This is a genomic window from Streptomyces sp. WMMC1477, from assembly GCF_027460245.1.
Taxonomy (GTDB): domain Bacteria; phylum Actinomycetota; class Actinomycetes; order Streptomycetales; family Streptomycetaceae; genus Streptomyces.
Window position 1 is genome coordinate 1,066,193 of sequence record NZ_JAPZBD010000003.1, and the last position, 12,281, is coordinate 1,078,473.

General features: G+C 72.7%; 13 protein-coding genes. 8 read left to right on the forward strand and 5 right to left on the reverse strand.

Annotated elements, in window-relative coordinates; all coding sequences use genetic code 11:
• Positions 1-88 precede the first annotated feature (88 nt).
• From O7609_RS05120 to O7609_RS05135, 4 genes are all read left to right on the forward strand, one after another.
• A complete protein-coding gene (locus O7609_RS05120; RefSeq protein ID WP_269733719.1) occupies positions 89-1,018 on the forward strand; it encodes an ACP S-malonyltransferase in 930 nt (309 codons plus the stop codon).
• Between the two features lie 13 nt (positions 1,019-1,031).
• On the forward strand, positions 1,032-2,036 hold the full coding sequence (locus tag O7609_RS05125; RefSeq protein ID WP_269733720.1) for a ketoacyl-ACP synthase III: 1,005 nt from the start codon (positions 1,032-1,034) through the stop codon (positions 2,034-2,036).
• Positions 2,037-2,114: 78 nt separating this feature from the next.
• Complete coding sequence (locus O7609_RS05130; protein WP_219092272.1) at positions 2,115-2,363, forward strand: acyl carrier protein; 249 nt, start codon at positions 2,115-2,117, stop codon at positions 2,361-2,363.
• Positions 2,364-2,444: 81 nt separating this feature from the next.
• Positions 2,445-3,710 (forward strand): beta-ketoacyl-[acyl-carrier-protein] synthase family protein, encoded by a 1,266-nt coding sequence (locus tag O7609_RS05135; protein ID WP_269733721.1) that lies wholly within the window; start codon positions 2,445-2,447, stop codon positions 3,708-3,710.
• A 209-nt stretch (positions 3,711-3,919) separates the two neighbouring features.
• Here the strand turns inward: O7609_RS05135 and O7609_RS05140 are convergent, their stop codons facing one another.
• Entirely contained in the window at positions 3,920-4,414 is a 495-nt protein-coding gene (locus tag O7609_RS05140; RefSeq protein WP_269733722.1) for a DUF3145 domain-containing protein, read from the reverse strand.
• Between the two features lie 263 nt (positions 4,415-4,677).
• Here O7609_RS05140 and O7609_RS05145 point away from each other — a divergent pair, with 263 nt between their 5' ends.
• Positions 4,678-5,610, forward strand: coding sequence for an SGNH/GDSL hydrolase family protein (locus tag O7609_RS05145; RefSeq protein WP_269733723.1), 933 nt, complete (start codon positions 4,678-4,680; stop codon positions 5,608-5,610).
• Positions 5,611-5,776: 166 nt separating this feature from the next.
• The gene (locus O7609_RS05150) at positions 5,777-6,802 is read left to right on the forward strand and encodes an alcohol dehydrogenase catalytic domain-containing protein (protein WP_269733724.1); all 1,026 of its coding nucleotides are present in this window, start codon (positions 5,777-5,779) and stop codon (positions 6,800-6,802) included.
• Between the two features lie 68 nt (positions 6,803-6,870).
• Here the strand turns inward: O7609_RS05150 and O7609_RS05155 are convergent, their stop codons facing one another.
• Complete coding sequence (locus O7609_RS05155) at positions 6,871-7,296, reverse strand: organic hydroperoxide resistance protein (RefSeq protein ID WP_269733725.1); 426 nt, start codon at positions 7,294-7,296, stop codon at positions 6,871-6,873.
• Between the two features lie 99 nt (positions 7,297-7,395).
• The gene (locus tag O7609_RS05160; protein ID WP_269743136.1) at positions 7,396-8,412 is read right to left on the reverse strand and encodes an NADP-dependent oxidoreductase; all 1,017 of its coding nucleotides are present in this window, start codon (positions 8,410-8,412) and stop codon (positions 7,396-7,398) included.
• A 92-nt stretch (positions 8,413-8,504) separates the two neighbouring features.
• Here O7609_RS05160 and O7609_RS05165 point away from each other — a divergent pair, with 92 nt between their 5' ends.
• Positions 8,505-8,936: a MarR family winged helix-turn-helix transcriptional regulator gene (locus tag O7609_RS05165; protein ID WP_257578886.1), complete on the forward strand. Its 432-nt coding sequence runs from the start codon at positions 8,505-8,507 to the stop codon at positions 8,934-8,936.
• A 129-nt stretch (positions 8,937-9,065) separates the two neighbouring features.
• Here O7609_RS05165 and O7609_RS05170 read toward each other — a convergent pair whose 3' ends face one another.
• Both O7609_RS05170 and O7609_RS05175 read right to left on the reverse strand, forming a co-directional pair.
• Positions 9,066-10,274 carry a helix-turn-helix domain-containing protein gene (locus tag O7609_RS05170; protein WP_269743137.1) on the reverse strand — a complete coding sequence of 403 codons (1,209 nt, stop codon included), beginning with the start codon at positions 10,272-10,274 and terminating at the stop codon, positions 9,066-9,068.
• Positions 10,275-10,279: 5 nt separating this feature from the next.
• The gene (locus O7609_RS05175) at positions 10,280-10,729 is read right to left on the reverse strand and encodes a hypothetical protein (RefSeq protein ID WP_269744405.1); all 450 of its coding nucleotides are present in this window, start codon (positions 10,727-10,729) and stop codon (positions 10,280-10,282) included.
• Between the two features lie 298 nt (positions 10,730-11,027).
• Here O7609_RS05175 and O7609_RS05180 point away from each other — a divergent pair, with 298 nt between their 5' ends.
• Positions 11,028-11,975, forward strand: a complete 948-nt coding sequence (locus O7609_RS05180) for a DUF3068 domain-containing protein (RefSeq protein ID WP_269733728.1) — start codon at positions 11,028-11,030, stop codon at positions 11,973-11,975.
• Positions 11,976-12,281: the final 306 nt, after the last annotated feature.

The following is a 12,281-nucleotide window of genomic DNA, read 5'->3' on the forward strand; positions in this document are numbered from 1 at the left end:
CCTTTGTGCGAGGTCCACAATTCCCTTCACCGTTCTTCGTCTCGGTCCCCACCGGCGGGGACCTTCGCCCTCAAGAGAAAGTGGAAGGGTGCTCGTACTCGTCGCTCCCGGCCAAGGCGCCCAGGCGCCCGGCTTCCTGAATCCCTGGCTCGAACTTCCCGGCGTCCCGGACCTGCTGAAGCAGTGGTCCGAGATCACCGGTCTCGATCTCGTGCGCTACGGCACCGAGGCGGACGCGGAGGAGATCCGCGACACGGCCGTCGCCCAGCCGCTGCTGGTCGCCGCCGGGCTGGTGTCCACGCGGGCCCTCCTGGAGGGCACCGACCCCGCGCGCCTCGGCGCCGTCGCGGGCCACAGCGTCGGTGAGCTGACCGCCGCCGCGACGGCCGGTGTGCTGTCGGACGACGACGCCATGGCGATCGTGACGCGGCGGGGCCAGGCCATGGCCGAGGCCGCGGCCGTCGTGGAGACCGGCATGTCGGCGGTGCTCGGCGGGGACGCCGACGCCGTCGTGGCGCACCTGGAGAAGCTCGGGCTCACGCCCGCGAACGTCAACGGGGCCGGCCAGATCGTCGCGGCCGGGACCGCGGAGCAGCTCGCCGCGCTCGCCGCCGACAAGCCCGAGAAGGCCCGGGTACGCGAGCTCAAGGTGGCGGGCGCGTTCCACACCCACCACATGGCCCCGGCGGTGAGCGCCCTGGAGCAGGCCGTCGCGGACGTCGCCGTCGGCACGCCCTCACCGCGCCTGGTGTCCAACAGGGACGGGCGGGTCGTCACGGACGGCCCGGACTTCGTGCGGCGCCTGGTGGGCCAGGTGGCCAGCCCCGTCCGCTGGGACCTGTGCATGGAGACGTTCCGCGAGCTGGGCGTCACGGCGCTGATCGAGGTGTGCCCCGGCGGGACCCTGACCGGGCTGGCCAAGCGTGCCCTGCCCGGCGTCACGACCCTGGCGCTCAAGACCCCCGAGCAGCTCGACGCAGCACGTGAACTGATCGCCGAGCACGGCACCGCCGAATAGGAGCACCGAGCCCATGCCCGCGAAGATCAAGCCCGCCCAGGGCTCCCCGTACGCGCGTGTCGTCGGCGTCGGCGGTTACCGCCCGACGCGCGTCGTGCCGAACGAGGAGATCCTCCGGCACATCGACTCCTCCGACGAGTGGATCCGGTCCCGCTCCGGCATCGCCACCCGGCACTGGGCGGGTCCGGACGAGACCGTCACCGAGATGACGCTGCACGCGGCGGGCAAGGCCATCGCGGACGCGGGGCTGACCCCCGAGCAGATCGGCGCCGTGATCATCTCCACCGTCTCGCACTTCAAGCAGACGCCGTCGGTGGCCACCGAGATCGCACACCGGCTGGGTGCCACCGGGGCGGCGGCCTTCGACATCTCCGCCGCCTGCGCGGGCTTCGGCTACGGTCTGACCATTGCCAAGGGTCTGATCGTCGAGGGCAGCGCGCGGCACGTCCTCGTCGTCGGCGTCGAGCGGCTCTCGGACCTCACCGACCTGACGGACCGCTCCACCGCGTTCCTGTTCGGGGACGGCGCGGGCGCGGTCGTCGTCGGCCCGTCCGACACCCCGGCCATCGGGCCGACGGTCTGGGGCTCCGAGGGCGACAAGCACGACACCATCACGCAGACCGTCCCGTGGGACGTCTACCGCGAGGGCACGCCGGAGAAGTACCCCGCGATCCGCCAGGAGGGCCAGACGGTCTTCCGGTGGGCCGTCTTCGAGATGGCCAAGGTCGCCCAGCAGGCGCTGGAGGCGGCCGGAATCACCTCCGACGACCTGGACGTCTTCATCCCGCACCAGGCCAACATGCGGATCATCGACTCGATGGTGAAGACCCTCAAGCTGCCGGAGCACGTCACCGTCGCCCGGGACGTGGAAACCACCGGCAACACCTCGGCCGCCTCGATTCCGCTCGCCATGGAGCGGCTGCTGGCGACCGGGAAGGCCAAGAGCGGCGACACGGCGCTCGTCATCGGCTTCGGGGCGGGTCTCGTGTACGCGGCGACGGTCGTTACGCTCCCCTAGTCGGTTACCCCCGCCGGTCGCCCGACCGGCCACTCTCACCGCAACACATCAGCGCAAACAGCAGAAGGAGCGCCCAACATGGCCGCCACGCAGGAAGAGATCGTCAAGGGTCTCGCCGAGATCGTCAACGAGATCGCCGGTATCCCCGAGGAGGACGTCGAGCTCGGCAAGTCCTTCACCGACGACCTGGACGTCGACTCGCTGTCGATGGTCGAGGTCGTGGTCGCCGCCGAGGAGCGCTTCGACGTCAAGATCCCGGACGACGACGTCAAGGAGCTGAAGACCGTCGGCGACGCGGTCAACTACATCCTCAAGCACCAGGACTGAGTCCCGCTCGTTATGCGTGTGTCGCCACCCGGGCCTGCCGGGTGGCGGGTCACAACCCCTACCCGTGGAGACAGGAATTCCGTGAACACGACCAATCGCACCGTGGTCGTCACCGGTATCGGCGCAACCACACCGCTGGGTGGCGACAGCGCATCGACCTGGCAAGGTCTGCGAGACGGCCGGTCCGGCGTCTCGCCCATCGACGCCGACTGGGCCGCCGAGATGCCCGTCCGCATCGCCGCCCAGGCGGCCGTCGACCCGACCGACGTGCTGTCCCGCCCGCAGGCCCGCAAGCTGGACCGCTCGGCGCAGCTGGCCCTCATCGCCAGCCGCGAGGCCTGGGCCGACGCGGGCTTCGAGGGCCGGGCCGGCGAGCCCGGTGCCGCGGTGGACCCGGCCCGTGTGGGCGTCGTCGTCGCCTCCGGCATCGGCGGCGTGACGACGCTGCTCGACCAGTACGACGTACTGCGGGAGAAGGGCGCCCGCCGCGTCTCCCCGCACACCGTGCCGATGCTCATGCCCAACGGACCGGCGGCGAACGTGAGCCTGGAGGTGAACGCCCAGGCGGGCGTGCACACGCCGGTGAGCGCATGTGCCTCGGGCGCCGAGGCCATCGGCTACGGCATGGAGATGATCCGCACCGGCCGCGCCGACATCGTCGTCGCCGGGGGCACCGAGGCGTGCGTCCACCCGCTGCCCGTAGCCGCCTTCGCCAACATGATGGCGATGTCCAAGAACAACGAGGCGCCCGAGCAGGCCTCCCGCCCCTACGACACCGCGCGCGACGGCTTCGTCATGGGCGAGGGCTCGGGGCTCGTGGTGCTGGAGTCCGCCGAGCACGCGGCGCGGCGCGGCGCGCGGGTGTACTGCGAGGCGGTGGGCCAGGGCCTGTCGTCGGACGCGCACCACATCGCCCAGCCCGAGCCGACCGGCCGGGGCATCGCCGCGGCCCTGCAGAACCTGCTGGACAGCACAAACCTCACTCCGGAGCAGTGCGTGCACGTCAACGCGCACGCCACCTCCACCCCGCAGGGGGACGTCGCCGAAATCAAGGCCCTGCGCAAGGTGCTCGGCGACAAGCTGGACCAGGTGGCGATCTCCGCCACGAAGTCGATGACGGGGCACCTGCTGGGCGGGGCCGGCGGCATCGAGACGGTGGCCACGGTGCTCGCGCTGTACCACCGCACGGCTCCGCCGACGATCAACATCGACGAGCTGGACCCGGAGGTGGACGCGGACATCGTGCGCGGCTCGGCCCGGGCGCTCCCCGAGGGCACGATCGCCGCCGTCAACAACTCCTTCGGCTTCGGCGGCCACAACGTCGTCCTGGGATTCCGCACGGTCTGACCGCGGCGGCCGGCACCGGGACGGCCGCAGAACACGGGGAAGGGGCCACACCCTCGGTGTGGCCCCTTCCCCGTGGGCCCGCCCCTCCGGGCTTCCGGCAGGTCGCCACCGGAGGCGCGGGGCTGGCGGAGCGGCCCCGGAAGAGGGCGAGTGCCCGTCGTCGTCACCGATCGGCCGTCACCCGTCGGCCCGTCGGCCTACGCCCGTCGTCAGACGACCTGGTGCAGCCAGCGCACCGGGGCGCCCTCGCCGGCGTGGCGGAAGGTCTCCAGCTCGTCGTCCCAGGGCTGGCCCAGCAGCCTGGACACCTCCTCGGCCAGGTCCGTCTCGCCCCGCGCCGCACGCTCCATCGCGGCCCGCAGCCGGTCCTCGGGAATCAGGATGTCGCCGTGCGGGCCCGTGACCGCGTGGAAGATCCCGAGCTGCGGGGTGGAGCTGTAACGTTCGCCCTCTGCTCCCGCGCCGGGCTCGGCCGTCACCTCGAAGCGCAGCAGGTGCCAGCCTCTGAGGGCGGAGGCCAGCTTGGAGGCCGAGGCCGGATCGCCCTGCCAGCTCAGCTCCGCCCGCCAGGTACCGGGAGCCGCGGGCTGTCTGATCCAGTCGAGGCTGACGCGGGTGCCGAGCACACCGGCCACCGCCCATTCGACGTGCGGGCACAGCGCGCGCGGCGCGGAGTGCACATAGAGAACGCCACGTGTTGTCACCGGGACCTCCCGTGCGGTTCGAAGTCCGCCGCCTGCCATTGTTCCCCATCAGCAACGGGGCCAGCAGCTTCTGGGTTACGAACAGTAAACACCATAGGCGATCATTCTCCTCAAAACGGACGACACATGACATGCCGTAAGTGTCGCAGCACTGATCGCTTCCGTTCCCCCGACGGGGAGGTCACCGCCGCCGCCGGCGGCACCGGGGCATCGCGTACCGTCGGGGAAAACGGTGGGAAAGCATCGCGGAACGAGGGCTGCTGATGACGCGTGGGACACGGCACCGGGGTGGACGCACGGGCCGGGCAGGCGTGGTCGCCGCGGCACTCGCCCTGCTCCTGGGCGCGGGCGCGTGTACGTCCGAAGCGCCGTCAACCGAGAAGAGCGACACCCGAAAGAGCTACGTGGAACGGAGCCCCTCGCCGAGTCCGACCCCCATCTGGGACACCAGTCCGGATTCGATAGCGGCGCTCGGCGACTCGATCACCACGGCCTTCGACGCCTGCTCACTGCTGACCGACTGCCCGGAGGTGTCCTGGGCGACGGGCACCTCGCCGGAGGTGGACAGCCTCGCCGACCGGCTCCTGGCGGACCCCGAGGGCCGCACGTGGAACTACGCGGTGGCCGGTTCCGTGATGGCCGACCTGCCGGGGCAGGCCGCACAGGCCGCGGCGCACCGGCCGGATCTGGTCACCGTGCTGATCGGGGCCAACGACGCCTGCGCCGACGACGTGGCCGGGATGACCCCCACCGACACGTTCCGGGCGGATTTCCGGGCCGCGCTGCGCACGCTCGAGGAGAAGTCGCCCTCGACGCAGGTGTACGTGGCGAGCGTGCCCGACCTGCGGCGGCTGTGGTCCTTGGGCCGGGACAACGCCCTGGCCGCCCGCATCTGGCAGTTCGGCATCTGCCCCACGATGCTGCGTGACCCGGCCGCCGTGGACGAGGCGGCGACCGCGCGGCGCCGGCAGGTCTCGGACCGCGTCGACGCGTACAACGACGTGCTCCACGAGGTCTGCGCCGCCGCCGAGCGCTGCCGCTACGACGGCGGGGCCCTACACGACTACCGCTTCACGCTGCGCGAGGTGAGCGGCTGGGACTGGTTCCATCCCGGCGAACAGGGCCAGGCCGTGCTGGCGGAGCTGGCCTACGCCGGGGTGACGTCGCCTCAGCAGCCCGGTACCGGGGGCCGGTAGCACAGCCCGGGGGCCGGTAGCACGGCCCAGCAGCCGGTAGCCCTGCCCAAGGCCGGCAGCACGGCCCGGGTGCCCGGCCGCGAAGGGCTCGTGGGCCGGGCGAAGGATGGCCGGAAGCCGACGGTGGGCCCGTACCCGTGTGCGGGGCCGACGCACAATGGTCCGCGTGAGTCCGCCCGTCCGCACCGCACGCGCCGTCGTCGTCGACAAGCCCGGAGCACATCGGCTGGTGAGCGGGCCGGTGGCCGAACCGGCCTTCGGCGAGGTACGGATCGCGGTCACCGCGGCCCTCGTGAGCACGGCCGACCGCGCGCTCTACGCGGGCACGGCCCCCGGCTGGCCCGACCCCTACCCCGTCACCCCCGGTGGCGAATGGTCGGGCACGGTGGAGGCGATCGGCGAGGGGGTGGCGGCCGGACTGCTCGGCCGGAAGGCCGTCGGCGAGCGGGCGCCCGGCGGCTGTCTCGCCTGCGCCCGCTGCCGGGAGGACGAACCGCACCTGTGCTCGGAGCCCTCCGGCCGGCCGGGCGCCGGGGCGTTCGCCGACGTGCTGAACGTCCCGGCCCGGCTGCTGCACGTCCTGCCCGACGACGCCGATCTGCGGGCCGCCGCCCTGCTGGGGCGGGCGGCCGTGGCGGCCACCGCCGTGCTGGCCGCCATGCCCGTCCCCGGGGAGCGGGCGGCCGTCGTCGGGGCGGGGCCGCTCGGGCTGCTGACGGTGCAGCTGCTGGCCGCCTCCGCCCCGGGGGAACTGGTGGCCGTGGACTCCCGGCCGCTCGCCGGCGAACGTGCCCTCACGCTGGGCGCGGGCCGGGCGGTGTGCCCCTCGGAGGCGGTGGAACTGCACGGCCGCTGCGACCTGGTGGTGGAGACGGCCGGGGAGGCGGAGAGCGCGTACGACGCCTGCCTGCTCGCGCGGCGCGGCGGCCGGGTGCTGCTCGCGGCGGCCCCGGAGCCGGGTGGCGCCCGGGGCCTGGACCCGGCGCGGCTGCTGGAGCAGGCGCTGACCGTGCGGTGCGCCCCCGGTGCCACGCCGGCGGCCTGGGCCCACGCCGTGCGCGCCTTCCGGCTGGGCCGGCTCAGCTCAGCGCCGCTGGTCAGCCACGAGTTCGGGCTCGCGGACTTCGACGCCGCGATGGCGACGGCCACGACCCGGGACCCTGGTACGGGAGCCGTTCTGCTGCGGCCCTGACAGGGCCCCGGGCATGCGGCGAGGGCCGCCACGGCGATGCCGTGACGGCCCTCGTTTCCACGCTCGGCTCAGACCGAGAGCGCGACCTCGATGTTGCCCCGGGTGGCGCTGGAGTAGGGGCACACCTGGTGCGCCTTCTCCACGAGGGCCCGCGCGGTGGCCTCGTCCACGTTCGGGATGGTCGCCTTGATGGCGACCTTCAGACCGAAGCCGCCCTGCGGCGTCTTGCCGATGCCGACCTCGGCGGTGACCGTCGAGCCGGATATGTCCGCCTTCTCCTGGCGGGCGACGACGCCGAGCGCGCCCTGGAAGCAGGCGCTGTACCCGGCGGCGAAGAGCTGCTCCGGGTTGGTACCGGCCCCGCTGCCGCCCATCTCCCTGGGCGGGTTGACGACGACCTCGAGCTGGCCGTCATTGCTGGCGACCTTGCCGTCCCGGCCGTTCTCGGCGGTGGCCACGGCCGTGTAGAGGACGTCGACGGGCTGGATGGACATACGGATCCTCCTGTTGGATGCGTCACCGGAGGGCTCGCGCCCACGACCCGCCCGGCGGGTCGCAGTCTAGAGCCTCACGCGGTGGGGGCTGGGGGAAGGTCAGTCGGCGAGACGGACGATCATCTTTCCGGTGTTCCGGCCGCGGAGCATGCCGAGGAAGGCGTCGACCGCGGTCTCGATGCCCTCGGTGGCGGTCTCGTGGTACTTCAGCTGGCCGGAGGCGATCCAGCCGGCGGTCTCCTCCGCGAAGCGCGGCATCAGCTCGTCGTGGTCGCTGACGAGCATGCCGGTGATGCGCAGCCGCTTGCCGATGACCTGGACGAGGTTGCGCGGGCCGGGCGCGGGCTCGGCGTCGTTGTACTGGGCGATGGCGCCGCACAGGGTGATGCGGCCCTGGGGCCGCATGGCGTCGATGGCGGCCTCCAGGTGGTCGCCCCCGACGTTGTCGAAGTAGACGTCGACACCCTCGGGTGCGGCCTCGCGCAGCTGCTCGCCGACGGGGCGCTCCTTGTAGTTGAAGGCGGCGTCGAAGCCGTACTCCTTGGTGAGCAGTTCGACCTTCTCGGCGGAGCCGGCGCTGCCGACGACCCGCGCCGCCCCCTTGATCCGGGCGATCTGGCCGACCTGGCTGCCGACGGCACCGGCGGCTCCGGAGACGAAGACGGTGTCGCCCTCCTGGAACGAGGCCACCTCCAGCAGGCCGGCGTAGGCGGTGAGCCCGGGCATGCCCATGACGCCGAGGTAGGTGCTCAGGGGCGCGAGGTCGGGGGAGACCTTCTGCGCGTGGGCGGCGTCCAGCGTCGCGTACTCCCGCCAGCCGAGGAAGTGCAGCACGTGGTCGCCGACGGCGAAGCCCTCGGCCTCGGACGCGACGACGACGCCGACGGCTCCGCCGTCCATCGGCCGGTCGAGCTGGAAGGGCGGCACATAGGACTTGACGTCGTTCATCCTGCCGCGCATGTACGGGTCCACGGACAGGACGAGGTTGCGTACCAGGATCTGCCCCGCCTCCGGAGCCGCCACGGGCTCCTCGCGCAGCGCGAAGTCGGCCGGGGTCGGCCAGCCGTCCGGGCGGGCGGTCAGGTGCCAGGCGCGGCCGGTGGTGGGCAGGGTCATCTGAGCTCTCCTCACGAGATTTACTTCATGACGTGAAACAACAGTGCACCTGGATATTTCATGTTGTCAAGTAAATGGCTATGCTGGTGCCCATGACCCGTCCCAAGCCCCCAGGCGACCAGCTCACGCTCGAGGTGCTGGAGCTTCTCGGCGACGTGGTGGCCCGGTACTACGAGGAGTACGACAAGGCAGCCGCCGAGTTCACGCTGACCGGCTCCCAGGCCCGGGTGCTGGCGCTGCTCGCGCTCGGCCCCCTGCCCATGCGCCAGCTCGCCCAGCGCCTCAAGTGCGAGCCGTCCAACGTGACGGGCATCGTCGACCGGCTGACCGCGCGCGGGCTGGTGGAGCGCCGGGCCGACGAGTCGGACCGGCGGGTCAAGCTCGCGGCCCCGACGGAGGAGGGCCTGCGGACGGCGGCGTCCCTGCGCGAGTCGCTCGGCGAGTTCGCCCGTGAGCCGCTCGGGCGGCTCGACGAGCCGAGCCGCCGCCAGTTGCGCGAGCTGCTCCGCCAGATGCTGGCGTAGGCCCGCGCCGTGCCCCGCGCTGGCGAGGTCCGCGCGAAGGCGCAGGGCTGGCAAGCGCAGTCCCGGCACCGGATCCGGCCTCGCCCGGGAGTGCCTCTTCCCGCGCCTCTGCGGGGCGCGGGGCGCGGATCAGCCCAGTTCGCCGCGGAGGCGGCGGGCCCGCAGGACGAGCTCCAGCTCGAAGCGGCGGTCGGGGTCGTCGACCGCGTCGCCCCACATCTCCCGGATCTGCCGCAGCCGGTAGCGGACGGTCTGCGGGTGCACCCCGAGCCGGCTGGCCACCTCGGGTGCCCCGCCCCTGGCCTCCAGCCAGGCCAGCAGCGTCTCCGCCAGCCGGCGGCCGTGCGTGGGCCCGCATTCCTCCAGGGGCGCCAGCAGCCGGCGGCCCAGATCGTCGATCAGCTCCTCGGGCGGCAGCAGCACTAGCGCCTCGGTGTGCTCGGTGCAGTCCAGCAGGCCGCCGGAGGGCAGCAGTCCGCGCTCCATGAGGGCCACCGCCGACTGCGCCCAGCGCAGGGACTTGGCGGCCTCGGCGATGCCCACCGGCGGGCCGATGGCCCCCGACCAGCCCGCCGTGGCCCGGCGCAGCAGCTCGCCGCGCCCGGCGGCGTCCGGCTCGGGAACGACCATGAGCGGCTGCTCGCGCTCCATGTCGAGCAGGACCTCGGGCCCCAGCGCCGGGGGCAGGGCCTCCCGGGCCGGGGGCACGAGCACGGCGACGGCCACCGACCGGGGGACGGGCCAGCCGATCCGGGCCGCGCGCTCCGTCAGGACGGATTCGAGCTGACCGCCGTGCCCGCCCTCGTCGAGCAGGAGGTCCAGCAGGCGGCGCTGGAGGCGGAGCCGCTCCCCCGCCTGCCGGGCCGCGGCCTCGGCGTAGCCGCGCACCGACTCGGCGACCAGGCCGTCGAGGTACTGGAAGCCCGACTCGGCCAGCTCGTACATCGCGGGTGCCGGGATGTCGGCCTGCTGGCCGATCTCGGCGAGCCGGCGCCAGGCGAGCCGGACGCCGAGCCGGTAGATCGCCTGGAGCGAGTCCAGGCTGCGGCCCTGGAGCAGCTCGCCGCGGCCGAAGTCCTGGAAGACCGTCGGGTGCACGTGGGGGCTGCCGAGCCCGGTGGCCAGGTGCTCGACGAAGTGCTCCAGTGCCCGGCGGATACCGACGAGCGACATCGGCTCGCCGGTCGACTCGTCGACCACGACGGGCAGGCTGGGGTACTCGGTGCGGATCTCCCGCAGGATGTCGCCCGCGAGCACGGGGATCTCCTCCCGCGCCCGCTCGGCGAAGGCCAGCAGCTGGTCCGCGGGCACCGCCCGCCAGGCCGATTCCACGGTCACCGCCGTCACGAGGAGCCGCCGACGTCCAGCGTGACGGACAGGGTCGGGATCTCCGTGGGCGTCGCGGACGTGTCGTCTTCGGGGCGGTCGGGCTTCTGCGAGGGGGTGTCGCCGTCGTTCCCGGCCTCGTCGCCGGGCGCCTCGGTGGCGCTGCCGCCGTCCTCACCGTTCCCGGCGTCCTCGCCCACGCCGTCCTCCGGGGCCTCGGACGGCCGGCCGGAGGAGTCGGCGGGAGCCGACGGCCTCGTCCCCTCGGCGGGGTCCGTGGTCTCGGAGGGTGAGGACGCGTCCGACGGGGAGGCGTCCACCTCGGGCTCGTGGTGCGGGAAGTGCACGATCGGCACGTTCGGCTGCTCGGGAGTGGCGTTCAGCATCGAGACGATGCCGACCCCGGCGCCGACCGCGAGCAACGCAGCGAGAACGCAGGTCAGAGCTGCGGCGAGGAGTCTGTGCATGGCGCGGGGGACCTCTCTGAAGACTGCACGGGACCAGCAGTCGCCCCCGACACCGGTTCGTGGTGTGAAGTCTGGAAGGGCATTGACGCGCTGTCAAGGGTTCGCTTACCGTCACCGGCCCAGGGGGGCCTGCCCGGACGACCGGGAGCGGGCCCACCACCGTTCGCGCCCCGGCCGGGACCGGCTTCGGGCGCCGCGCGTCACACCGCTCCGCGCGCACGTAGCACACCCCTCGCACGTCGCCACCGCACGCGGTACGGAGAACGCGCACCACCCACCTTCCACGGGAGCACCCGCCATGCGCCGTTCCGCCTCACCCCTCTCGCTGACCCTGCTGGGGCTCGGCGTGTTTCTGCTGGTCCTGGCCTCGATGCTGGCCTGGTACGTGGAACCGCGGGCCAAGCGAACCCCCATCGACACGGTCTCGACGACGGTCATGAAGGGCACGGGAAGCTACTTCGACCAGCAGTCCGTCACCGAGAAGAAGGACGAGCCCCTCACCGTCACCCGCCGCGTCCTCGGAAACGTCGCCGCCAGCGAGCGCCACGACGTGGCCGTCTGGGACGTCTCACAGACGATCGACACCGAGACGACACTGAAGCGGGAGGACCCGCGCAAGTCCTTCCAGTGGAAGACCGAGAGCTGGGTGACCGACCGGGAGACGAACAAGCCCGTCCACTGCTGCGGCGAGGCACCGGGGAAGTTCGCCGGCGAGGCCTACCTCAAGTTCCCCTTCGACGTCGAGGAGCGGGGCTACACCTGGTGGGACTCCAGCCTGGGTAACACCGTCGCGCTCACCTACGACCAGCGCGTGAAGGTGCAGGGCTACGAGGGGATGCGCTTCACCGGAACCGTCGACGCCACCAAGGTCGGCACCCGTCAGGTGCCCGGCATCCTGGTGGGTCTCCCGGAGACTCCGCAGGTCATGGCCGAGGAGTGGTACGCCAACACGAACCTCGAGTTCGTCGTGGACGAGGCCACCGGGCGCATCCTCAAGGCGACCACCGGCCCGAAGGTGACCCTCCGCGCCCCCGGCTCCTCGAAGGACGCCGTCACGCTCCTTAGGAGCGACGGGCTCACCTTCACCGAGAAGACCCAGGAGGAGCAGGTCAAGCTGGCCGAGGACGGCAGCGGCAAGCTGCGGATGGTCGGCACGACCGCCCCGGTCGGGCTGGGCTCCGCCGGGCTGCTGCTCGCCGCGGCCGGGACCGTGCTCCTGGTGCGCGGCCGGCGCCAGGAGGCGTGACCCAGCCCACATCACCGACGGGTACCCGCACCGGTGCTTTGCGCTCCGGTGCGGGTACCCGTCGGTAAACCCGAGGGTAATTTGTCACATGGGTGAGTAGCCGCATCGAACGTGGCGACGAAAATTGAGCCATCCGATCGCCAGCCACCGCCCCCGGCTCACGGCTCTCGGTCCATCACCGTCACCCCGGTGGACGCAATCCCCCGCGAGAACCCCTCGCGCCCGCAGCACCCCGCTCCCGTCCCACCCTCATCACCGCACGTCAGCCGTACCCGCAGCACCCACCGCACCCTCCCACGAGTGGAG

Bases quoted from the DNA above. Each gene is read 5' to 3' on its own strand.
- O7609_RS05125 (WP_269733720.1), top strand. From the start codon at position 1,032: ATGCCCGCGAAGATCAAGCCCGCCCAGGGCTCCCCGTACGCGCGTGTC.
- O7609_RS05130 (WP_219092272.1), top strand. From the start codon at position 2,115: ATGGCCGCCACGCAGGAAGAGATCGTCAAGGGTCTCGCCGAGATCGTC.
- O7609_RS05145 (WP_269733723.1), top strand. From the start codon at position 4,678: ATGACGCGTGGGACACGGCACCGGGGTGGACGCACGGGCCGGGCAGGC.
- O7609_RS05155 (WP_269733725.1), bottom strand. From the start codon at position 7,296: ATGTCCATCCAGCCCGTCGACGTCCTCTACACGGCCGTGGCCACCGCC.
- O7609_RS05160 (WP_269743136.1), bottom strand. From the start codon at position 8,412: ATGACCCTGCCCACCACCGGCCGCGCCTGGCACCTGACCGCCCGCCCG.
- O7609_RS05165 (WP_257578886.1), top strand. From the start codon at position 8,505: ATGACCCGTCCCAAGCCCCCAGGCGACCAGCTCACGCTCGAGGTGCTG.
- O7609_RS05175 (WP_269744405.1), bottom strand. From the start codon at position 10,729: ATGCACAGACTCCTCGCCGCAGCTCTGACCTGCGTTCTCGCTGCGTTG.
- O7609_RS05180 (WP_269733728.1), top strand. From the start codon at position 11,028: ATGCGCCGTTCCGCCTCACCCCTCTCGCTGACCCTGCTGGGGCTCGGC.